This is a genomic window from Oceanobacillus caeni (genome assembly GCF_042678465.1).
Taxonomy (GTDB): domain Bacteria; phylum Bacillota; class Bacilli; order Bacillales; family Amphibacillaceae; genus Oceanobacillus; species Oceanobacillus caeni.
In genome coordinates, this window is the sequence record NZ_JBHTKV010000033.1 from 3,137 (window position 1) to 28,009 (window position 24,873).

Here is a 24,873-nt window from a genome sequence, read left to right on the forward strand (position 1 = left end):
CTTGTGATATCGGTACACGTGCTCGGGATATCAGCATCATGCTTGTGATATCGGTACACGTGCTCGGGATATCAGCATCATGCTTGTGATATCGGTACACGTGCTCGGGATATCAGCATTCATGCTTGTGATATCAGGACTCGTACTCGAGATATCGGTAGCACGTGCTTAGGATATCAGCACTTATGCTTGGACGGTATGATTGGTGGAAATGGCAGGTCTCGTAGCTCTTAAAACCTATCAATTCTACTCCTCACTTTCACCCGTGATGCGAAAAGAATAAGCTGTATTTCGTGGAAGATATAGCTTCCTCCTTAATATAGAACAAGTATTCAGTGGTTTTGAAATATGAATCAAACGTTTGTTTGAATCTTAGGTTATAACGGTATAATCGTCTAAAATCATCCTGTAATAAACATCCCTTGTCTTTTTATAACTTGAGGTGTAAAGTGATAGTAACGAAAGGAAGTGAGTACGGTGAGAAAAAATACACTAGGTGTACTGCTCTGGTTGCGTATCGCGCGGTTTACGCATCAAAGTAATTTATTATCGAATGATTTCTTAAAGCAATTTGGCATTACCGCAGCACAGTTTGATGTTCTTACGCAGATTTCTAATTATCAGCCTATCATGCAAAGTGAACTAGCTGTTAAATTAACGGTATCAGAGGGTGGAATTTCCCGTATGCTCACCAGACTTGAGCAAGAGGGATATATAAAGCGAAAGCAAGACTGGAAAACGAAATGGATTACTCTCACTTCAGAAGGTAGAGAAAAAATAGAAGAGGTTTTTGAACAGCAAAAAAACTTCCAAACGTCTCTTTTTAATGATTCCTTAACAAAGGAAGAGCAAAAAACTTTATACAAGCTCATGACTAAATTACAAAAAAATACGGAAGGTAAAATGGGAAAGTAATTAACCATTTATTTTTTATGATATCACTTGACTTGTAAACTGATGGTAAGAAGTTTCTTAAATGTTTAGTTTAGCACTCATCGGAGCTATGAATGCCGGAACAAGCGCAAAAAAGCTTAGTTTCACTACTCATACCGGAATATACGAAACCAATAGTCGAAAATACAAACCAACTAAAGAAAGGTGACAAAAAAATGGGCATGGAAAAATACCGAATAGATCAAAGTAAGGGATTGGAGTTTGGATTGTATTCATTAGGTGATCATTTATCTAATCCTCAAACAGGTGAGCGGATTTCCGCACAGCAACGACTTAAGGAACTTGTTGAAACTGCAAAATTAGCTGATCAAGCAGGCATTGATTTTTTTAGTATTGGTGAAAGCCATCAAGAATATTTTACTACGCAAGCACACTCAGTTGTATTATCAGCAATAGCTCAAGCAACTGAGAAAATAAAAATAGGAAGTTCTTCAACCATTATCTCTACATCCGACCCAGTTAGGGTGTTTGAGGATTTTGCAACTATTGATCTAATTTCTAATGGTCGTGCAGAAATTATTGCTGGCCGAGCTTCGAGGATTGGACTCTTTGAATTATTAGGTTATGATATTCGTGATTATGAAGAATTATTTGAGGAAAAATTTGAACTGTTACTACAAATTAATGAAAATGAAGTTGTCAATTGGAGCGGGAACTTTCGAGCACCTTTAAGAAATGCAAAAGTATTGCCACGACCAAAAGAAGGATTTATGCCGATTTGGCGAGCTGTTGGTGGCACTCCTGCTAGTGCTTTTAAAGCAGGCTTTCAAGGTGTTCCGATGGCCTTAGCAATGCTCGGTGGACCAGTATCACATTTTAAAACATCTGTTGATACTTATCGTCATGCTTTAACCCAAGCCGGGTATGATCCGGCAGATTTTCCAGTTGCAACAACAGGGTTTTTCTATACAGCCGAAACAACACAACAAGCATTAAGGGAATATTATCCTCACATCAATGAAGGGATGAAACGAACGAATGGACGAGGGTTTGCTAAGCAACTATTTGCACAAGGAGCGGACAAACGGAGTGTCATGCTTGTGGGAAGCCCTCAAGAAATTATTGAAAAGATATTGTATCAACATGAACAATTTGGTCATCAACGATACATGGCACAATTGGAATTTGGTGGCGTTCCGTTTGACAGGATAATGAAAAATATTGAAATCATTGGTACCGAAATTATACCGGCTATTAAAAAATATACAGCAAAACAATAGGAGGTAATAAGTGTGAAAATAGTAGGTTTATCTGGTTCCATTGTGGGTTCTAAAACTAGAACAGCAATGAATTACCTATCCAAAGAAATCTTAGAAAAATATCCAGAAGTAGAATTTAATCTAATTGACCTAGCAGATTACGATATTCAATTTAGTGATGGACGAAATTACTTGGAATATGAGGGGGATACTGGATTCGTAACAAAACAAATCATGGAAGCAGATGCCGTCATCATTGGCACACCAATATTCCAAGCATCGATTCCAGCTACATTGAAGAATATATTTGATTTGCTTCCTGAAAAGTCATTTCGGGATAAAATCGTTAGTGTCCTTGTTACTGCTGGATCACCTAAACATTATTTAATCATAGAACAACAATTAAAACCGATTTTATCTTATATGAAAGCACAAGTTGTTCCATCGTATGTATTTATTGAAGAAAGGGATTTCTACAGGAAAGAAATCATCAATGATGATATTATCTTCCGGATTCAACGCTTAGTTGAAGATACAGTAGTGTTAACTGAGACCTATTCGAATATTCGTAAGGCTAAAGAAGAAGCGTATGATTTTTAAACAGGGTAGAGATAAATTTTCTTCTCTTGTATAAGTGCAACTAAGGTATTCGCCCAAAGGACTATGAAAAATCATTAAATTCGCAACCTTTGGTTGACATTTATTGTATATCATAGATTAAACTATAATAGTAGGTTTCTCATCTTCGGAAGGAGGAGAGCTGGATGTTATATCTAAATCCTGATCATTTTTTGTTGAAACCAGCATTAGCTACCATTCATTGTGAACCGAATTGGAAGTGGAGAAAAAGAGATAATCCAATGCCTAATTATGATTTATTCTATGTTTGGAGTGGTGAGGGTAATGTCCTATTAAATAAAAAGTCATATCATGTAGGTAAAGGGAATTGCTTCTTGTTTAAACCAGGTGATGTGACAGAAGCGACACATAACCCACAAGATCCCCTAACACTAACTTACATTCATTTTGATATGGAAGAAACGCCTCGGCTGATCCCTTCCTCCCATCGAATTCTTGAAAATACGATTAGTTTTGAATCACTATTAACCCGATACGTTCGTTTGTTTTTAGTCAAAACATATGGTGCGGAAATTGAAGGGAAATTAATCTTGAAGCAATTAATGATACATTTATTAAGAGAAGAACAAGAAAAAGGAGCTGAATTAGGTGATACAAGTATTAATTTGTTGGAAACGATTCGAGAAATAGCCAACTACATTCAGCAACACCCTGGAGAACCGCATACGATTGAAAGTTTAGCTACACGTGCCAATCTTTCCCAGAGGTATTTTTCCCAAAAGTTTAAACAAATTATTGGACATACAGTTAAATCTTATATCGTTTATTCTCGCATAAGACGTGCAGAACATTTACTACATTTTACCGGGATGACAGTAACAGAAGTAGCATATGCTCTTGGATATAATGATTTGCACTTTTTTAGTAGACAATTTAAACAATATACTGGTAAAAACCCTTCAGAGGTAAGGTGAAAAATTTCATATGAATGGTAACAGGTTGCTAAGGGATTTGATAAAAATCCCGTGGCAACCTTATTTATTGTGCAGAGATATAAGGTAGTTGTAACTACACGTCAATAAATCCAAATCAATCAACAGAAAGTCTAAATATAAAAAATTTAATAAATGATAGTATAGAAAATAAGAAATAAATAGAAAATACGAACGTTATTCACTGATAGACCGTTAACATATGTATTTCTGTTTATTGTCAAATAAGTGCAAATGTTACGTTAATAACTCTAAATATTTTTTAAAATCAATGTATTAATATGATAACTAAGAAAAGTAACAAAGAAATAAGGAGGATAAAAATGCACCGGACATGGACGATAGATAAACAAGGGATGTATGATTCCGAGTTTGAACATGATGCTTGTGGTATTGCGATGCTAGCAAATATCAAAGGCGAGCAAACACACTTCATTATATCCCAAGCATTAACAGCACTTGAAAGGCTAAATCATCGTGGAGGACGCGGTGCAGATAATAGGTTAGGAGATGGGGCTGGAATTTTAACACAAATCCCTCATAGATTATTTCAAACAGAATGGAAAATGGCTGGAAAACCTCTCATTGATGCAGGAAAGTACGGAGTCGGTATGTTTTTTCTTCCGAAGAAAAACACTGCTAGGGAATGTTATGAAGAAATCATAAGGGATATTCTTGATAGGGAAAATCTAGAATTGATCGATTGGAGAAAGGTTCCTACAAATGATAAAACTTTAAATCGACAAGCAAAAGAGACACAACCTGAGATAAAACAAATTTTCGTTAAGTCTCCCTATGACGAGCCTGGAGATATAAAGTTTGAAAGAAAATTATATGAAGTCCGAAGAAAAATTGAAAAGGCACTTAAACATAATAAGTTCGCAAAGGAAGAACCATATTATGTTGTCAGTTTTTCAGCAAGAACGATTATCTATAAAGGTTTATTACTGCCTGAACAGCTGAAGGAATATTATGTTGATTTAAATAGTGAATTGTATGAGTCAGCTATGGCGATGGTCCACAATCGCTTCAGTACCAATACATTTCCAAGTTGGCAAAGGGCACAGCCTAACCGTTATGTGATACATAATGGTGAAATCAATACCATTAACGGAAATGTAAATTGGATGAAAGCTAGAGAAGCTACATTCAAAACAGATTTAATAGAAGGTGTTGAGAATTTGACTCCTATTATTGACCCAGATGGTAGTGACTCTGCGATGTTTGATAATACATTAGAATTTCTTGTCTTATCTGGATGGTCGCTGCCGCATGCGATGATGATGATGGTTCCAGAATCATGGGAAAGAAGTGAGTTAATGGATACTCAATTAAAGGCATTTTATCAGTATCACAGCGGCTTAATGGAACCATGGGATGGACCAGCGGCAATGGCATTTACAGATGGTAAATTAATCGGAGCGCGGCTTGATCGAAATGGGCTAAGGCCAGCGAGGTTTGTTGTAACAGACGATGACTTTATATGCGTTTCGTCTGAAGTAGGAGTTGTTGATATTCCAGAGGAAAAAATCGTTAGTAAAGATCGTTTGAAACCAGGACAAATGCTATTAGTAGATTTAGAAAAAGGGCGCTTGTTTAATGATGAAGAAATAAAACGTCATATTATTTACCAAAGGTCTTATCAAATGTTAGTAGAAGAAAACATCGTACCATTAGAAGAAACCACTGAAGGTAGGGGCAAATCCAAGGGAATATCAGAAGAAGAAATTCTTAAAAGACAGGCGATCTTTGGATATACCAATGAAGAGTGGGATAAAGTTTTAAAACCAATGGCTTTGGAAGGAAAGGAACCCATTGGATCCATGGGTTATGATGCTCCATTAGCTGTATTATCAAGTACACCTCAGCTATTATTCAATTATTTTAAGCAGAGATTTGCTCAAGTTACTAACCCACCAATAGATGCGATTCGGGAAAAGACGGTTACTTCAGTTAAAGTCATGTTAGGGATGGATGGCAATTTACTTCAACCTTCTAAAGGAGAATTTAGAAAAATATGTTTAGAAACACCAATTTTACTAGACTCAGACATGGATAAGATTCAGAATTTACAGTCTAACGGCTGGAAATCAGAGTGTATATCAACTTTATTCCCTGTTCAGGGAGATTTGAATACACCAATTGATGAATTGTTTATAAAAGTAGATGAAGCGATTGAAAGAGGAAGTAATATCATCATCCTTAGTGATCAAAAGGTTAATAAACATCATGCAGCAATTCCTTCATTGCTTGCTGTATCCGCAGTTCATCACTATCTAATTCAAACCGGAAAACGAAGTAAAGTCAGCTTAATTGTAGAATCTGGTGAACCTAGGGAAGTCCATCATTTTGCAACATTACTTGGATATGGTGCAAATGCTATTTATCCTTATCTTGTATACCAATCACTTCCAAGATTAGTGGGAGCAACGGAGTATGCAGTCTCTATCAAGGATGCATCTAAGAATTATGTGAAATCTGTCACAAATGGAATACTGAAAATTATGTCTAAGATGGGTGTTTCAACTGTTCAAAGTTATATAGGTGCTCAAATTTTTGAGGCATTAGGAATTAGTCATGAAGTGATCGATTGTTATTTTCCTAATACATCTTCAAAGCTTAGCGGATTGACGTTAGAAGACATTGCCAAAGAAGTCCGTTTACGGCATGGTGGTGCATTTGAGACCAAAGAATTAGGTTTAGAAACTGGTTCAGACCTTCAATGGCGTTATGGGGGCGAGACACATTTATTCCAACCGAAAACCATCCATTCCTTACAACATGCCGTTCGTACAGGAGATTATGAATTATATAAAAAATATAGCAGTCTGTTAAACGAGGAAATTAGCCAGAAGACGACTTTGCGTGGGTTACTAGATTTCAATTATAAAATAAAACCTGTCCCTATTGAAGAAGTTGAACCAATTGAATCGATTTTTAAAAGATTTAAAACAGGAGCGATGTCATACGGATCCATTAGCAAAGAAGCTCATGAAGCAATAGCAATTGCAATGAATCGAATTGGTGGAAAGAGCAATAGTGGGGAAGGAGGAGAAGATCCTAATCGGTTTTCACCCATGGAAAATGGTGATTCAAAATTTAGCAGAATTAAACAAGTAGCATCAGGAAGATTTGGGGTTACAAGCCATTATCTTGTTAATAGCGACGAAATCCAAATTAAAATGGCTCAAGGAGCGAAACCTGGTGAAGGTGGACAATTGGCAGGCCATAAAGTAACACCAGAGGTAGCGAAAACGAGGGGTTCCACTCCAGGTATAGAACTTATTTCACCACCACCCCATCACGATATTTATTCGATTGAAGATTTGGCCCAACTTATTTATGATTTAAAAAATGCAAATCCTAAAGCAAGAATTAATGTCAAATTAGTCTCCGGATCTGGTGTTGGTACCATTGCTGCAGGTGTAGCGAAGGCAAAAGCGGATGTGATTTTAATTAGTGGTTATGATGGCGGGACTGGAGCAGCTTCCCGATCTAGTATAAAACATGCTGGGATGCCTTGGGAATTAGGGCTTGTTGAAACGCACCAAACATTAAAACTAAATGGGTTGAGACATAAGGTGACGTTGGAAACGGATGGGAAAATAATGAGTGGCCGAGATGTGGTCATAGCTGCACTTCTAGGCGCAGAAGAATATGGTTTTTCAACATTACCGCTGGTTTCTCTTGGTTGTATCATGATGAGAGTTTGTCATTTAGATACGTGTCCGGTTGGAATAGCGACCCAAAATCCAATTCTTCGTAAAAATATGACCGGTACTGCGGATCATGTTGTTCAATTGATGCATTTCTTTGCTCAAGAAATTCGCGAATATATGGCTGCATTGGGGTTCAGAACATTGGATGAAATGATCGGAAGAACGGATTTACTGCGACCAGCTAAATCAGCTAACTGGAAAGCTCAAAAACTCGATTTATCACCAATTTTCTATGATTCCTTTTTAGAAAAGCAACCTAAAGAAGAGCAGGAACATGAAATTGATCTGACGTTGGATAGTAGGGAACTTCTACCATTATGTCTACAAGGAATGCAAAATAAGGAGTCCATTCATGCAATGCTTCCGATTCGAAATATCAATCGATCTGTTGGAACGCTACTTGGGAGTGAAATATCAACGAGATTTGGAGCGGCAGGGTTACAGGAAAGTTCGATAAACATTCATTTTACCGGCTCTGCTGGTCAAAGTTTTGGAGCATTTCTACCGGGTGGAGTGACTCTAACATTAGAAGGAGATTCTAATGATTACGTCGGAAAAGGGTTATCTGGTGGAACAGTTGCCATTCACCCTTCAACTAAATCAACTTTAGTAGCTGAGAGAAACATCATTATAGGTAATGCAGCGTTTTATGGAGCAACGAGTGGAGAAGCCTATATACGAGGTATGGCAGGAGAAAGATTTTGTGTAAGAAATAGTGGTGCCCATGTAGTTGTGGAAGGAATCGGCGATCATGGTTGTGAGTATATGACAGGAGGAAGAGTCATCATTCTTGGAGAAGTAGGCCAAAACTTTGCTGCAGGAATGTCAGGTGGAATAGCATATGTTTTAGCTTATGATGTCGAGGAATTCAATAAACTATGCAATCAAGAACTTGTATTGATTGAATCATTAGAGGATAAGGAAGAAATGGACTTTATTAAAATGCAAATCAATCAACATTATCAATATACAAAAAGTACTGTAGCTAAAAATATTTTGAAAAATTGGTGCTCCTATGAATCTTGTTTTGTGCGAATCATTCCAGAGACGTATAAAAGAGTTCTTGCTAAATCCAAACAAAGAACAACTAACTACAATACAGTTGAAATTTAGATAGGGGGTTAGATAGATGGGAAACATAACAGGATTTATCGACCAACAAAGGAGTTCATTACGTTATCGTGATCCGTTGGAAAGAGTGAAGGATTGGAAGGAAATTGCCAAGCTTCCCTCTGAAGGAATTTTACGCACCCAGGCCTCACGATGTATGGATTGCGCGGTTCCTTTTTGTCAAAGCGGGAGTGAGCTAGCAGGTATGACAACTGGATGCCCGGTATATAATCTTATTCCGGAATGGAATGATCTCGTTTATAGAGGAAGGTGGCAGGAGGCATATGAGCGTTTAAGCCGGACGAATCCTTTCCCAGAATTTACTGGACGCGCCTGCCCAGCCCCTTGTGAGGGAGGATGTGTTGCCTCGCTTGCGACTGATTCTGTCACGATCAAAAATATTGAACGTGCCATCATTGATAAAGCATTTGAAGAAGGATGGGTTCAGCCACAGATTCCGATGCAACGGACAGGTAAAACAGTCGCCATTATTGGTTCAGGGCCGGCTGGTCTCTCTTGTGCATCTATTCTAAACCAACAAGGTCACTCGGTAACGGTTTATGAACGTGCCGATCGAATTGGCGGATTGCTAACTTATGGAATTCCTAAGATGAAAATAGAGCAACAAATAGTCGATCGCAGAATCAAATTAATGGAAGAAGAGGGAATTCGATTTGTGCCTAATACGGAAGTAGGAAGACATATATCCTTAGAACAATTGCGTGCGGCGAATGATTCGGTTGTTCTATGTATTGGCTCTACTCGACCGCGGGACTTAACAGTTCCAGGAAGAGGATTGGATGGCATCTACTTTGCGATGGATTATTTACATCTAAATACGAAAAGTTTACTAGATTCTAATTTTGCAGATGGCAATTTTATCTCTGCAGAAGGAAAAGATGTCATCGTTATTGGAGGGGGAGATACAGCAACAGATTGTGTTTCTACTGCGATACGACAAAACTGCAAGAGTCTTGTTCAATTTGATATTTACCCAACTCGTCCCAATAGTCGCGCTGATGATAATCCTTGGCCACAATATCCAATTATTCACAAAGTGGATACGGGACAGGAAGAGGTTACTAGTGTATTCAGACACGATCCAAGAGCATTTGCTACAACTACAGTAGAATTTATTCGTGATGAAAATGGAAGAGTATCAGGTGTAAAGAGTGCACGTGTTAAAACGACATTTAATGAAAAAGGTCAAAAAGTAAGAGAAATTATTCCTGGGACCGAAAAAGATTGGCCAGCCCAAATGGTCCTACTAGCTATCGGCTTTGAGGGTTCTGAAACAGAAAAGTTAAATGATAGAAAAATAACAGTCAATCAACGCTCGAATATCGCTGTTAAGGAGAACGCATATCAGACACACGAAGAAGGTGTTTTTACTGCTGGTGACGCTAGAAAAGGAGCAAGTTTGATAGTTTGGGCGATTCAGGAAGGAAAAGAAGCCGCAATGGAATGTCATGATTACATGATGAGAAAGATGTCGTGAAAAAATGGAGGAATCAATTTGTTAGCAACGGATTATATACAACAACTATTTGCGGACCGAATAGGTGGAGCGCAATTTGGTATGAGGGATGAAATCTATAAATTTGAAAAAATAAAAAGAGCGAAAAGAGCAGCGTTGCAAAGTAATCCTTGGAAGAAGTTAATCGACCTTGGTGTCGGTGAGCCAGACTCTATGGCGGATGATATCGTTGTTAGAAGATTAGCAGAAGAAGCGGAAAAAACAGAAAATCGCTTTTATGCTGATAACGGAATACTAGAATTTAAGCAAGCTGCAGCGAGCTATATGAAAGAAGTATTTGGGGTAGATGGTCTTGATCCTGAAGCGGAAATTAATCATGTCATTGGATCTAAATCAGCATTGGCCATGATTCCAACAGCATTTATCAATCCCGGTGATATAACGATAATGTCGTCACCAAACTATCCAATCTTAGGAACGCATACGAAATATCTAGGTGGGGAAGTCGTACACTTACCACTTCTCGAAGAAAATGACTTTCTTCCAAAACTAGATACATTGTCCGATAGTGTACTGAAAAAGTCTAAATTACTTTATTTAAACTATCCAAACAATCCAACAGGAGCTGTAGCGACTAGGGAATTTTTTGAAGAGGTCGTGCAATTTGCTAAAAAACATGAGCTTATCGTTGTCCATGATGCAGCATATGCAGCACTTGTATTTGATAATGAAAAACCACTTAGTTTCTTATCGATTCCAGGTGCGAAAGAGGTAGGTATAGAACTGCATTCTTTATCTAAATCGTTCAATATGACAGGATGGCGCATTGGGTTTATTGCAGGTAACTCTAAACTTGTTTCTGCATTTGTGGCGGTAAAGGATAACTATGATTCCGGTCAATTTATTCCTATTCAAAAAGCTGCATCCTACGCTTTATCCCAACCTAATATAACGAAACAAACAGCTATTAGATATTCAGGGCGTCATGATCTTTTATCGGCAATTTTGAATGACTGCGGATTTGATACAAAAAAACCAAAAGGTTCCTTTTTCCTATATACAAAGATTCCAAAGGCAGTAGAAAATGGTCCAGAGTTTTATTCAGCAGAAGATTTTAGCCAATATTTAATTAATGAGCATTTAATATCCACTGTTCCATGGGATGATGCAGGCTCATATGTACGCTTTTCCGTTACTTTTGAAGCTAATGGTTGGGAGGAGGAACAACGAATTTTCAATGAAATAAGAGCAAGGCTATCTACTTCCAAATTCATCTTTTAAGGGGGAAAGAAGGAATGATGTTTACAAAAATGCATGGATTGGGCAATAACTATTGTCTATTTAATCAATTGGACGATCCACAAAATGTACTAGAAGAACATGAATATCCTGATCTTTCAAGAAAGGTTTCGGACGTCAACTTTGGGATTGGTTCTGATGGTATTATTCTCATCTGTACTTCGCAGATTGCTGATTTTAAAATGAGAATCTTTAATGAAGATGGTTCGGAGGCTAAGAATTGTGGGAATGGTTTGCGGTGTGTTGCAAAGTATCTTTTTGATCACATGTATGTAACGAAACCTCGATTTACGATTGAAACATTAGGCGGGGTTGTCAGCGTTGAGGTAGAGGTGGGATTAGGCAATAAAAAATCTGTTGAATATGTCAACGTGGGTATGGGGGAGCCGAAACTATTAAAAGGAATGATTCCAATGAAAGGTGATCCGTTCATTGCGGCAATTAATGAAGCCCATACCATTGCTGAAGAAGAGTATCATCTGACCTGTGTATCAATGGGGAATCCACATGCGATAATCTTTGTTGATGAAGTGAATGAAGTTCGGTTAGAGGAGATAGGTCCTGTTATCGAACATTCCAGTTTATTTCCAGATCGGGTAAACGTAGGAATTGTTCAAATGAAAGGGCCCAAGGAGATGGATTACCGAGTGTGGGAAAGAGGGTCGGGAATAACAATGGCTTGCGGTACAGGTGCTTGTGCTGCAGTGGTTGCTGCCACATTGAATGAGTTTCTTGATAAAAATGAACCTATAACCGTTCATCTTCCTGGAGGGGATTTGACCATAAGATGGGATGAACAAGGTCATGTTTGGAAAAGGGGAGAAGCTGCTTATATATGCCATGGTGAATTAAAGTATAAAGATTCCTTGATAAAAGAAGTTGTTCAAGAAGGTCATAGATAAATAGGAGATGAAGGATATGAACAAAGACAAAATATTGGAATTAGTTAAGAATGAAAATGTACGTTACATTCGTTTACAATTTACTGATTTATTTGGAACGATAAAAAATGTTGAAATACCCGTTAGTCAGTTATCCAAAGCACTGGACAATAAAATGATGTTTGATGGTTCATCTATAGAGGGGTTTGTACGAATTGAAGAATCAGATATGTATTTATATCCAGACTTAGATACATTCGTTATTTTCCCTTGGACTTCAGAAAAAGGAAAAGTAGCTAGATTTATTTGTGATATTTATAACCCTGATGGAACTCCATTTATAGGAGATCCTCGTAATAATTTGAAAAGGGTGTTAAAGGAAATGGAGGAACTAGGATTTAGCCATTTCAATGTTGGCCCTGAACCCGAATTTTTCTTATTCAAACTGGATGAGAAAGGCGAACCTACACTTGAACTGAATGATCATGGTGGTTATTTCGATCTTGCACCAACAGATCTAGGAGAAAATTGTAGACGGGATATTGTGTTGGAATTGGAAGAGATGGGTTTTGAAATTGAGGCGTCTCACCATGAGGTTGCGCCAGGGCAACATGAAATAGACTTTAAATATCAAGATGCCTTACGAGCTTGTGATGATATTCAAACGTTTAAACTTGTTGTAAAAACGATTGCCCGTAAACATGGTTTATTAGCAACTTTTATGCCAAAGCCACTATTTGGAATAAATGGGTCAGGCATGCACTGTAACTTAAGCTTATTTAAAGGTGAAGAGAATGCCTTTTATGATCAAAATGGATCGTTAGAACTAAGTGATACAGCAAGAAACTTCATAGCAGGGATAATAAAACATGCAACAAGTTTCACAGCTGTTACAAATCCAACTGTTAATTCTTATAAAAGGTTAGTTCCTGGATATGAGGCACCTTGTTATGTGGCATGGTCAGCAAGAAATAGAAGCCCACTTATTCGTATTCCAGCTTCGCGTGGTATAAGTACTCGTGTAGAAGTTCGGAGTGTTGATCCATCTGCAAATCCTTATCTAGCAATGGCTGTCCTCTTAGCTTCAGGATTAGATGGGGTAAAAAATAATTTAACAGCTCCAGAGCCAGTAGACCAAAATATTTATGTTATGTCCAAAAAGGAACGTGAGGAAGTTGGCATTATTGATTTACCAGCGACATTGGCACAAGCACTTGAATCACTAAAAGCGGATGAAGTCATTACGAATGCTTTGGGTAGCCATTTGTTTGAACATTTTGTAGAAGCAAAAGAAATTGAATGGGATATGTTCCGTACTCAAATACATCCATGGGAACGAGAACAATATCTAACACAGTATTAAAGAAATTACCAAATCCCAAAAGAAAGAGTGATATAAAGTGTGCGGAATAGTAGGATGGGTAGATTGGCATCATGATTTAACACAACGTATATCTGTTATGAAAAAAATGGCAGAAACCCTGTCTATGCGAGGTCCAGATGCTTTAAATGTATGGAGCTCACGGCATATTTCACTTGGTCATACACGCCTCACCGTTGTCGACCCTGTTGGTGGTACTCAGCCAATGAAAAAGGAAAAAAATGGGCGGGCTTATAGGATTGTATATAATGGAGAGCTTTATAATACAGAAGATATTCGGAGGGAATTGTTGAAAAGGGGATACTCTTTTCAGACCTACTCGGATACGGAAGTATTGCTTACTGCATATATCGAATGGGGTGAAAGGTGTGTAGAACATTTAAATGGAATTTTTGCCTTTGCTATTTGGGATCCAGGGAATGAACAGCTTTATATAGCAAGAGACCGTTTAGGAGTGAAGCCTATTTTTTACCACGAAGGAAATGGATCTCTTCTATTTGGATCAGAAATAAAGGCACTGCTGGCTCATCCAAAGATGAAGGCTGAGGTGGATTGGGATGGACTTCGGGAAGTATTCGGCTTGGGTCCATCTAGAAGCCCAGGTCATGGCGTCTTTCGGGGCATTCAAGAACTTCGCCCAGCACATGCTTTAGTTTTTAATCGAAATGGTTTGAAACAATGGCGTTATTGGAATGTAAAAAGTCAAAACCATCAACACTCGCTTGATGAGACAGTAGAACAAGTTTCATTTCTTGTAAAAGATGCTATCAAACGACAGTTAGTTGCAGATGTCCCTGTTTGTACCTTTTTATCAGGTGGAATTGATTCGAGTGCGATTTGTTCCGTTGCTGCTGATTATTTTAAGAAGGAAGGACGGGGGCAACTACACACTTATTCCATTGATTATGAACAAAATAATCAATATTTTAAATCAAACTCCTTCCAACCCGATGAAGACGCACCTTGGATTACAAAAATGGAGAAGTATTTAAAAACAAAACATCATGCAGCTATTATTGGGAATGAGGAATTAGTAGATTTCTTAGATAAGGCAGTAAGAATGCGGGATTTACCTGGTATGGCAGATGTGGACGCATCGCTATTATGGTTTTGTGAGCAAATGAAGCAAGATTTTACCGTTGCTCTATCAGGGGAATGTGCGGATGAAATATTCGGTGGCTATCCATGGTTCTATCGAGAAGATATCTTACATGCGAATGGGTTCCCTTGGATGAGGTCGCTGGAGGAAAGACAGGAGTTATTGCTCCCACATTGGCAAAAGAAACTAAGGTTAAATGAATATGTCATGGAGCGATATAACGAAACGATTCATGAAGTCCCTCCATTAGAAGGAGAAGCAGTAATTGAAGCACGCCGTAGGGAAATGTTTTATTTAAATATGATTTGGTTTATGCCTACATTATTGGAACGAAAGGATCGAATGAGCATGGGGGCAAGCTTGGAAGTACGTGTCCCTTTTGCTGATCATCGACTTGTAGAATATGCGTGGAACATTCCGTGGGAGATGAAAATGCTGAATGGCCGCGAAAAGGGGATCTTACGAAAAGCGTTAGAAGGAGTTCTTCCTATTGATGTTCTTTATCGTAAAAAGAGTCCATATCCGAAAACCTATCATCCTAATTATTTGAAATTAGTTAAGACTAAGCTAATGAGAATCCTTGACAATCCATCATCGCCAATATTGGAGATCGTTTCAAAGCAAAAAGTAAAAGATATTATCAACTCAGACGGATCTTCTTTCAAAGTCCCTTGGTTTGGGCAGCTTATGACTGGCCCACAACTTATCGCTCATCTCTCTCAAATTAATACATGGCTTGAACGTTACAATATTAACATTGTAGATAACTAGACATGTAACAGAGGTATTTTCCTCTGTTACATATATAAAAGAATATGAATGGAGGAGGAATGAAATTGGAGAACTTGTTTTATTTAAATAGTGTATGGATTATGTTAGGTGCTATTTTGGTCATTTTCATGCAAGGTGGATTCATATTACTAGAAGCGGGATCGACACGAATGAAAAATGCAGGTCATATTGCAGGAAAGACCATCTTTTCATTTGGGATAGCTTCCATCGTATTTTGGGCAGTAGGCTACGGATTTATATTCGGTGAAAATGGAAACTTCTTCGTAGGCATGTCGGATTTCTTCTATTCAGGTGTAGAAGTAGAAGGAAGCCCATATTCAACAACTGCTTTCTTTGTATTCCAGCTTGCGTTTGCAGGAATCTCTTTGGCGATTGCTTTGGGTGGATTTGCGGAAAGGGCAAAGCTCTTAGTATATCTTGTATTTGCGGTCCTTTTTTCAGCGCTTGTATATCCGGTAGTAGCTCATTGGATCTGGGGTGGTGGCTGGTTAGCAGAGCACGGGAAACAAGATTTTGCTGGTTCAACCGTCGTTCATTTAACAGGTGCAATGGCAGCTTTAGCAGCTACGACTCTACTAAAACCGAGAATTGGTAAATATAACAATGATGGCACTGCCAATCAGTTAAGCGGTCATAATCAGGTTTACACGGCATTAGGTGTTTTAATTTTATTTATTGGTTGGTTTGGATTCAATGCAGGCAGTACGTTAGGAGTAGAAGATGGTTTTTTTGCTTTTGTTGCTTTAAATACAGCTTTAGCGGCAGCAGCTGGTAGCATTAGTGCTTTACTTATTTCATGGGTTGTATTAGGTAAGTCGGATATTCCGACCATGCTGAATGGAACATTAGCTGGACTTGTTGCGATTACAGCATCATGTGCATTTGTAGAAACGTGGGCGTCGGTAGTCATAGGGTTTGTAGCAGGAATCATCGTTTTTTATAGTGTAAGATTCTTTGAAAGACGTAAAATCGATGATCCAATATATGCTCTATCTGTTCATGGACTTGCAGGAGTTTGGGGAACGTTATCAACGGGATTCTTTGCTACTCCAGAATTAGCAAGTGTAGGTCAAGCGGGACTATTCTATGGAGGAGGATTCACCCAGCTTGGAGTTCAGGCACTGGGGATTATGGTATCAGCAGCTTATGCATTTAGTGTATCCTATGTCCTTCTACTCGTAATAAGAAAAGTAATGAGAGGACTTAGAGTAACAGAAGAACAAGAATTAATAGGACTAGATTTAAGTGAACATGGTAGCTATGGGTATCCTGAAGCATTCACAACTAAAGATATCCCAACAGTCGCATTAACCAATGTTTTACCTTCCAGACCATTAAACGAATAAAGTGATCTATTGGCAATCATGCCGTGAAAAACATGTAACCCATCGAAACTTTTTACGGAAGGGTTACATGTTTACTTCTAATCATTTTGGTAGAAAAAGTACAGGGGGGATTTATGATGAAACCAAGATATTTAATTCTTGAAACAGGTGAAATGTTTGAAGGGAAATGAATGCTATCAAACTTTAAAAAGCTTGTATGATGCCAATCTATTAACATACCAAAAGAGTACGGAAGCTTTACAACTTTCTCATGAGTTTATTATAAAAAATGTGTTTGAGATTACATGGAAGGAAATGAAGAAAGAATATGGCCCGGCACCTTGCGAGTTTTCTTGGTTTTTAATGGGGAGTGCGGGAAGATGCGAACAGGCTATCATTAGTGATCAAGATCATGGCATCCTATATGAAGAGAAAAGTGGGTCTTGCGCTTCCTATTTTTTAATTTTTGGGGAGAAGCTTATTCAGGCTTTGAATGATGTTGGTTATCCTCTATGTGAAGGGAACGTAATGTGTTCTAACCCATTATGGTGTCAATCAAACAAGGATTGGGAAATTCAGATTAAAAAGTGGATCAAGGATGATACATGGAAATCATTCAGGTATTTATTAATTTTTATAGATGCGAGAGTAGTTGTTGGAGACGAGAATAGGGTCATGTCTTTAAAAAGAATGATTTATCAAATCATTGAGAAGCAACCGGCATTATTAGAAAGATTACTAGAAAATACGAAATATCACGTAAAAGCAATTGGTTTATTTAACCAGTTTTTGACTGTTTCTTCAGGACCTTATACTGGTTATATGGATTTAAAAGCTACAGCAATCTTTCCTTATGTTAACGCTATTCGATTATTGTCCATAATAGAAAAAATTGATTCAACCTCGACATTGTCTCGAATGGAAGCACTTTGTAAATATGATCTGTACAAAAAGATAATGGATACCCATCATTCTAATTTTAAGAAGCTTATGCATTATCGAGTATTACATAGGGACACAAAAAGTTATAAGGATGGACGTTATCTTCATGTAAAAACGCTAAATAAGTTGGAAAGGCGTGAGATTAAACAAATATTTAAAGATTTAGAAAATCTCCAATCATTTACAAATATGGTGGTACAAGGGGGCATAAAGAATGAAAGATAACCCTTTGATTCAGTTTATGAAGCAGTTCCATGGAAAAATCTCATCTAATATTTATACGCCATTTATTGGAAAGTCTGACCTAAAACATCTTGCTTTTTTAAGAAGTTTGGAAAAAGAGTTGAAGACAGAGAAAAGTTTATATATCTCTCTACAGGAACTAAACGTCGTCGTATTTGATTTTGAAACGACGGGTTTCTTTCCTGAACGAGGTGATCAAATTCTTTCCATTGGTGCAGTAAAGGTGAAAAATGGACAAATGAGTGATAGTGAAACGTTTTATTCACTAGTTTCCCATAAGGAAGAGCTTTCTCCTTCTATTAAGAAGTTAACAGGACTTGATGAATCGGAATTACAAACTGCTCCTCCCTTGTCTGAAGTACTTATTCATTTTTACCAATTTGTTAAGAAGGATACCCTTGTTGCGCATCATGCTAGTCATGAAAAGAAGTTTCTGCAGCATGCCAATTGGAAGATGTTTAGAAAACCATATAAACATCGAATAGTGGATACATCCTTAGTATTTAGCTTAGTAAATTCAGATAAAAATGTTGTAAGTCTTGATGATTATTGCAGATTATCAGGACTGGAGACTCGAAATCGACATCATGCTTTAGGAGATGCGAGGATGACTGCAAAGTTGTGGCAACTTTATCTGAAGAAACTTAGAGATGAAGGATGTTATACATTAAAAGATGTATATGAACGATTAGCAAGGATAAAATAAGTGGAAATACTCTAATAAAATTCATGGAGGTGTGTTATGTCATCAGTAGTCGTAGTTGGAACACAGTGGGGCGATGAAGGAAAAGGGAAAATTACAGACTTTTTATCACAAAATGCCGAAGTTATTGCTCGCTATCAAGGTGGGAATAATGCTGGACACACAATTAAATTTGATGATGAAACATATAAATTACATTTAATTCCATCTGGTATTTTTTTCAAAGAAAAGATTTGTGTACTTGGAAACGGAATGGTCATTGATCCAAAAGCATTTGTGAATGAAGTGGCCTATCTACACGAGTACAATATATCAACGGATAATCTCCGAATTAGTAATCGGGCACATGTGATTTTACCTTATCATATACAGCTAGATATCCTACAAGAAGAAGAAAAGGGAGAGCAAAAAATTGGGACAACAAAAAAAGGCATTGGCCCCGCCTATATGGACAAAGCGGCCCGTATGGGAATTCGTATTGTAGATTTACTAGACAAAGGAGTATTCCGGGAAAAATTAAAGCAGAATTTAGAAGAGAAAAATCGGTTATTTGAAAAAATATATGAAGTAAAGCCGATGAAAGTAGAAGATATTTTAGATGAGTATTATGAGTATGGTCAAAAAATGGCGCCCTATGTTTGTGATACATCGGTAGTTTTAAACAATGCATTGAATAAAGGTCGTCGTGTATTATTTGAAGGAGCTCAAGGAGTTATGCTTGATATCGACCAAGGTACCTACCCATTTGTAACATCATCGAATCCAATAGCTGGTGGAGTAACCATTGGTTCGGGTGTCGGTCCTTCAAAGATTAATCATGTAGTTGGTGTTTCTAAAGCCTATACAACCCGTGTTGGTGATGGACCATTCCCTACGGAGTTACATGATGAGATTGGAAATCAAATTCGTGAGGTTGGTCGTGAATATGGAACAACAACAGGTAGAGCGCGTCGTGTTGGTTGGTTTGATAGTGTCGTAGTAAGACATGCCCAACGTGTGAGTGGAATTACCGATCTTTCACTTAATTCTATTGATGTTTTGACAGGCATTGAAACACTAAAAATTTGTGTAGCGTATCGATATAGAGGAGAAATCATAAATGAATTCCCAGCAAGTCTTAACGTATTAGCTGAATGTGAACCCGTTTACGAAGAGATGCCTGGTTGGAAAGAAGATATAACTGGTGTGAGAAGTTTAGATGAGTTGCCTGCAAATGCTCGCCATTATATAGAACGTATTTCTCAATTAACAGAAATTCCATTATCCATCTTCTCTGTTGGTCCAGATCGTACACAAACAAATGTAGTGAGAAGTGTTTATCGTTCATAAGTAATCTGCTACATGATTTAGTGACTAAGAGGACCAAGTGTTAACGCAAATTGAAATATTCGAGGAGGAAAAACATTGATTGAACGCTACACCAGAGAGGAAATGGGAAAGATTTGGACAGAAGAAAATAAGTTCGAAGCATGGTTAGAAGTAGAAATTTTAGCATGTGAAGCATGGAGTGAACTTGGCGTCATTCCAAAAGAAGATGTGATACAACTTCGTAAAAATGCATCCATTGATATCGAACGAATAAAGGAAATTGAACAAGAAACCCGTCATGATGTAGTTGCTTTTACCCGTGCAATATCAGAAACATTAGGAGAAGAACGTAAATGGGTTCACTATGGATTAACTTCTACAGACGTGGTCGACACTGCTCTTTCTTACCTTATCAAACAAGCAAATGAAATTCTCCGTAAAGACTTACATAACTTCATTGAAATTTTAAAAAACAAAGCCATCGAACATAAACATACCGTTATGATGGGGCGTACACATGGAGTACATGCGGAACCAACCACATTTGGACTCAAACTGGCAATTTGGTATGAAGAAATGAAACGTCATTTAGAGCGCTTTGAATTGGCAGCTAGTAATATGGCTTATGGAAAATTATCCGGAGCGGTTGGTACCTATGCAAATATTGATCCATTTGTGGAGAAATATGTTTGCGAAAGGCTCGGGCTTCTACCTGCACCTGTATCAACACAAACTTTGCAGCGTGACCGCCATGCTGCATACATATCGACACTTGCATTAATCGCAACCTCTATCGAAAAGTTTGCAACGGAAATTCGCGGGTTACAAAAGACGGAAACTCGGGAAGTAGAGGAACGTTTTGCTAAGGGCCAAAAAGGATCATCAGCTATGCCACATAAGCGTAATCCGATTGGTTCAGAAAATATGACAGGCATGGCGCGTGTTTTGCGAGGGTATATGGTGACCTCTTATGAAAATGTTAGCTTATGGCATGAACGAGATATTTCCCATTCATCAGCAGAACGTGTGATTTTACCAGACGCTACGATTGCACTTAACTATATGTTAAATCGCTTCGGTAATATTGTGAAGAACTTGACGGTGTTTCCAGAAAACATGAAGCGTAACATAGATAAAACGCACGGCGTTATTTTCTCCCAACGTGTATTACTTAAATTAATTGATAAAGGAATGGCAAGGGAAGCGGCATATGACATTGTTCAGCCATTAGCAATGGAGGCATGGGAAACAGAAACCCATTTCAAACAACTTGTGGAACAAGATGAACAAATCAGTCAAACCCTTACCCAGGAAGAAATTAATGACTGCTTTAACTACACATGGCATTTGAAAAATGTTGATGTTATATTTGAGCGTTTAAGGCTATCGGAAGGGGGATAACATGAAAGCTGAACTTCTAAATGAAGGAAAGGCAAAAAAAGTTTTTCAAGAATACTTGTGCCCGTGAATTCGTTAATCGAAGTGAATCTAATATTCACGGCATTCACCCAAAGGCTTTGCGAACGCCAAGTTTTCTAATGTTGGAAGATGAAGGACGATACATAGTAAAAAACAGGTGGTTCTTCATCTCCCAAGTTTTTAAATATTATCCATATAGAAATTGCTTCGCCTTTCCTACCGGTGCTTTTGTCATCAAACTTACACTAACGAAAAGAATCGTTGAAATAAGAATACCCCAAAGTCCAGAAGCCAAACCAAAAGGCTTTACTTGCATCAATTCTAGGATAATAACAATGAATCCACTAACTACTACACTAGAAATTACACCAGCCGCAGTTCCTCGTTTCCAAAAGAACGCCCCAATGATGGCTGGTACAACAACTAGTAAACCAGCGGAGGAGGAAACGGATAGAACTGCAATCAAATTAACTTTCAATAATGAAAAGATAAATGCCAAAGCAGCAATGACAGGGATGACAATTTTACCAACTTTAAGTTGTGCGGAATCACTTGTATTTTTCTTCACGTTCCCATAGACATCTCTAGCAAATAAAGATGAAAGGGTGAGTAAAATCGAATCAATAGTCGAAATAGCAGCTGCCATAATTCCTACCATCACGATAACCCCTAAAATCGGTGGTACCAAATCAGATTGAAGGACTAATGGTGTTGCCATGTCTGCATTATCTAGATTTGGGAACATGATTAATGCAGAATAACCCCAAATAACTGCTACAATCGTATAAATAAATCCAAATATTAGAAAGCCCATAAGCATATGTTTCATACTTTTTAATGATGAAGGCATATACAATCTTTGGCTAACTTGTGGGTTGGATAAACTAAAGAAAAACCAAGGTAGACTTAGCCCTAAAAAATTTAGAAAGCTAAAAAAGCCATTTCCGGGCACGGTTAAGTATTCTGGGTATGTTGTTTCAAGTGTCCCAAAGAAACCACCAAAGCCACCAAGACCTTTAATTAAGACAAGCACGACAATCGTAGAAGTAACAATCATAAAAAGTGCCTGTAGAGAGTCTGTCCATACTACTGATCTAATTCCTGCGATATAAGTGAAGAAAATAGCTAATGCTGTAGCAAGAATAACACCAGTAGAAAAGGAAATAGCATGATTTGTCACGCCTTGTAATAAGTACCCAACACCTGACAATTGAACCGCGCTATAAGGAATTAAAAAAATGCAGTTTGAGATAGCAACGAGAATTGCTACAGTTTTACTATCGTAGCGATCACCTAACATTTCGGATGGGGTTACATAACCGAATTTCTTTCCTACTTTCCAAAATCTAGGTCCAAAAAAGGCAACAAGGGAAACCCCCATTAAATAAATCAGTTCAAAACCTAATGCTCCAACCCCACCATTATATGTAAGACCTGCAAGTCCTACTAACATGAATGCACTATAAGTTGTGGCACTATAGCTGAGTGCAGACACAAACCCATTCATCTTTCGGTCTCCAAGAAAGTAACTGCTCATGTTATTTTGTTTTCCTGATCTTGACAAAAATGCAATGAAAATGGCAACTGCGACATAAATAGCAATGGCGCTCCATACGAAAGTAGTACTCATTTCTCTTTACCCCAATCCTTTGTGATAAAATAATTAATTCCAATAACGATGATGGCTAGGATGATCCAAACGAAGAAACTCCCATACCATTTTGTAACATTTGTAAGTAGTGTATAGGGGAGGATATAGGCCATAAGAACAAAAAGTAAAATCATAAGTCCCCATTTTAATTCGTCTTTCAAGATAACCCCTTCCTTCTCTAAAAATTGTTTGTTCATATCGTGAAGTTTTTCACAATATAGGTATAAGTCGGTCCATAAATAGTTGGGTTTTTCATATCATAACAAATTGTGCTACTTTTTTCTATATTTAAATAAAAAATCAGTAGATAACACTTCCAGACAAAAAAATGAAACCATTCATTATTTGATGGTTTCATTTCAAGATAAGAAAATATAAAAATTTAGTTTATTAAATCTTGTCATAAGGAAGGCCACGTCCAGCTCCAGCGCCCAGCGAAACTCCCTTTACCTCCGTACGTCGCTACGAAGCACAGGATGTGCGAGTACAGGCGTTGCGACAGGACGTCGCGTTCTTAGCCTGTAAGGGCGCTTGCGCTTTTGATCTTGGTTAATTATATTTTAAAATCTAACTTAATAAGTCCAGCTTCTTTTGCTGACAGTATGGCGATGATGGATAATGGACCGATAATCAATCCAATGATGCCGAAGAAGTACAAACCTAACCATAAACCAATTAAAGTTGGAAGTGGAGGTAAACCAATTTGGTCTCCCATAACTTTTGGTTCGACCGTTCTGCGTATGATTAATAATATGGCAGCTAAAACAAGTAATTGAATTCCTGTATTCGTATCTCCAGCTATTAAATCAAATAATGCCCATGGTGCAAGGATAACAATGGAACCGATAATTGGAATTAAATCGATAAACCAAACAATTAAGGACATAACAAGTGCATTATGTGGAGAAATAAAGATTAGACCGATATACGTTACGATAAAAATAATAATACTAACTAAAAGCTGTGCTTTTATAAAGCCTGTAAAAAACCGTGTGGAGCGTTGTAAGATATATTGGATTTTTTCAGCATTTTCTTCACGGAATTTGGAGTAAAATATTTTTCTGTATTTTGGAAGGTCTATACTTATTAAAAATAACGCGATTAAATAGATAATAATAACAACGACTAAATTTGGAATTCCTTGGATCCAACCTGCTAGTATTGGTATCATTCCTTGTGCCATATTGGTTAACCATTCTAGAAGGTTAGAAACCTGTCCTTCCATTTCATTTATAAAGATAGGTGGAAGCCCTGCTGCAGTTTTATTAATATCTTCGAGCAATTTTTCGATGAAGACATTGATATCAATAATGTAATAAGGTAATCTTTCTGCAAATCGTATCGTTTCATTTACGACTCTAGTGATAGCAACATAGAATATGAAGGCGATACTTAAAACAAATAATAGAAATGAAATTAATACTGCTGGTAACCTAGTTTTCAGCTTTAAATGTTTCTGTAGGAACCGAACTAAAGGTTCTAAGATGAAAGCCGTAACCGTGGCTAATATTAAAGGCATGAAAGCGGAAGAATAGAAATATAGAATGATTGCAATTAATAGGAGTGAAACTGCAATAACAATTCGTTTTGTTGTAAAAAACTTAGCCAAATAAAAACTCCTTTCAATCACGAATACTTTTATTATAGTATGGGGTATCCAATTGTTTCCAATACTTAAGTAAATAATTTGCTATATATTTTTTTTGCGTACCTGCGAAATGAGGGATTTTTCTTGAGTTTTCTTTCTTTTACAAAGGATTCAAATTGCCTTTTACGTTCAAATTGTATTTGCTCGCTTTC

At 37.6% G+C, this 24,873-nt stretch carries 18 protein-coding genes; 15 read left to right on the plus strand and 3 right to left on the minus strand.

The annotated features are described in order from the left end of the window. Positions 1-477: 477 nt before the first annotated feature. From ACFQ18_RS16030 to purB, 15 genes are all read left to right on the plus strand, one after another. Positions 478-915, plus strand: a complete 438-nt coding sequence (locus ACFQ18_RS16030; protein ID WP_145523841.1) for a MarR family winged helix-turn-helix transcriptional regulator — start codon at positions 478-480, stop codon at positions 913-915. 200 nt (positions 916-1,115) lie between these two features. Next, entirely contained in the window at positions 1,116-2,174 is a 1,059-nt protein-coding gene (locus tag ACFQ18_RS16035) for an LLM class flavin-dependent oxidoreductase (protein ID WP_379566748.1), read from the plus strand. A gap of 12 nt (positions 2,175-2,186) precedes the next feature. Further along, on the plus strand, positions 2,187-2,753 hold the full coding sequence (locus ACFQ18_RS16040; protein WP_379566738.1) for an NADPH-dependent FMN reductase: 567 nt from the start codon (positions 2,187-2,189) through the stop codon (positions 2,751-2,753). A 164-nt stretch (positions 2,754-2,917) separates the two neighbouring features. Next, on the plus strand, positions 2,918-3,706 hold the full coding sequence (locus ACFQ18_RS16045; RefSeq protein WP_204798509.1) for a helix-turn-helix domain-containing protein: 789 nt from the start codon (positions 2,918-2,920) through the stop codon (positions 3,704-3,706). A 341-nt stretch (positions 3,707-4,047) separates the two neighbouring features. After that, positions 4,048-8,556 carry a glutamate synthase large subunit gene (gene gltB, locus ACFQ18_RS16050; RefSeq protein ID WP_204798508.1) on the plus strand — a complete coding sequence of 1,503 codons (4,509 nt, stop codon included), beginning with the start codon at positions 4,048-4,050 and terminating at the stop codon, positions 8,554-8,556. Between the two features lie 16 nt (positions 8,557-8,572). Next, a complete protein-coding gene (locus tag ACFQ18_RS16055; protein WP_204798507.1) occupies positions 8,573-10,051 on the plus strand; it encodes a glutamate synthase subunit beta in 1,479 nt (492 codons plus the stop codon). Positions 10,052-10,069: 18 nt separating this feature from the next. Beyond that, entirely contained in the window at positions 10,070-11,311 is a 1,242-nt protein-coding gene (locus ACFQ18_RS16060) for an LL-diaminopimelate aminotransferase (RefSeq protein WP_204798506.1), read from the plus strand. Positions 11,312-11,325: 14 nt separating this feature from the next. Then, complete coding sequence (gene dapF, locus ACFQ18_RS16065) at positions 11,326-12,231, plus strand: diaminopimelate epimerase (protein ID WP_204798505.1); 906 nt, start codon at positions 11,326-11,328, stop codon at positions 12,229-12,231. A gap of 7 nt (positions 12,232-12,238) precedes the next feature. Then, positions 12,239-13,573 carry a type I glutamate--ammonia ligase gene (glnA, locus tag ACFQ18_RS16070; protein ID WP_204798504.1) on the plus strand — a complete coding sequence of 445 codons (1,335 nt, stop codon included), beginning with the start codon at positions 12,239-12,241 and terminating at the stop codon, positions 13,571-13,573. Positions 13,574-13,610: 37 nt separating this feature from the next. Beyond that, complete coding sequence (gene asnB, locus ACFQ18_RS16075) at positions 13,611-15,461, plus strand: asparagine synthase (glutamine-hydrolyzing) (RefSeq protein ID WP_204798503.1); 1,851 nt, start codon at positions 13,611-13,613, stop codon at positions 15,459-15,461. A 59-nt stretch (positions 15,462-15,520) separates the two neighbouring features. Continuing rightward, on the plus strand, positions 15,521-16,828 hold the full coding sequence (locus ACFQ18_RS16080; RefSeq protein ID WP_379566742.1) for an ammonium transporter: 1,308 nt from the start codon (positions 15,521-15,523) through the stop codon (positions 16,826-16,828). 156 nt (positions 16,829-16,984) lie between these two features. Then, entirely contained in the window at positions 16,985-17,974 is a 990-nt protein-coding gene (locus ACFQ18_RS16085) for a DUF294 nucleotidyltransferase-like domain-containing protein (RefSeq protein ID WP_204798501.1), read from the plus strand. Continuing rightward, on the plus strand, positions 17,964-18,698 hold the full coding sequence (locus ACFQ18_RS16090) for an exonuclease domain-containing protein (RefSeq protein WP_204798500.1): 735 nt from the start codon (positions 17,964-17,966) through the stop codon (positions 18,696-18,698). Before ACFQ18_RS16085 ends, ACFQ18_RS16090 begins: the two co-directional genes overlap by 11 nt. 36 nt (positions 18,699-18,734) lie before the next feature. Continuing rightward, positions 18,735-20,024 (plus strand): adenylosuccinate synthase, encoded by a 1,290-nt coding sequence (locus tag ACFQ18_RS16095; RefSeq protein ID WP_204798499.1) that lies wholly within the window; start codon positions 18,735-18,737, stop codon positions 20,022-20,024. A 75-nt stretch (positions 20,025-20,099) separates the two neighbouring features. Then, the gene (gene purB, locus ACFQ18_RS16100; RefSeq protein WP_204798498.1) at positions 20,100-21,404 is read left to right on the plus strand and encodes an adenylosuccinate lyase; all 1,305 of its coding nucleotides are present in this window, start codon (positions 20,100-20,102) and stop codon (positions 21,402-21,404) included. A 205-nt stretch (positions 21,405-21,609) separates the two neighbouring features. Here the strand turns inward: purB and ACFQ18_RS16105 are convergent, their stop codons facing one another. The 3 genes from ACFQ18_RS16105 to ytvI all read right to left on the minus strand — a co-directional run bounded on the left by ACFQ18_RS16105 (position 21,610) and on the right by ytvI (position 24,682). Continuing rightward, on the minus strand, positions 21,610-23,052 hold the full coding sequence (locus tag ACFQ18_RS16105; RefSeq protein ID WP_204798497.1) for a sodium:solute symporter family protein: 1,443 nt from the start codon (positions 23,050-23,052) through the stop codon (positions 21,610-21,612). Continuing rightward, positions 23,049-23,234, minus strand: coding sequence for a hypothetical protein (locus ACFQ18_RS16110; RefSeq protein WP_379566745.1), 186 nt, complete (start codon positions 23,232-23,234; stop codon positions 23,049-23,051). The genes ACFQ18_RS16105 and ACFQ18_RS16110 overlap by 4 nt, the downstream gene beginning before the upstream one ends. Positions 23,235-23,626: 392 nt before the next feature. Next, positions 23,627-24,682, minus strand: coding sequence for a sporulation integral membrane protein YtvI (gene ytvI / locus ACFQ18_RS16115; protein WP_204798496.1), 1,056 nt, complete (start codon positions 24,680-24,682; stop codon positions 23,627-23,629). Positions 24,683-24,873: the final 191 nt, after the last annotated feature.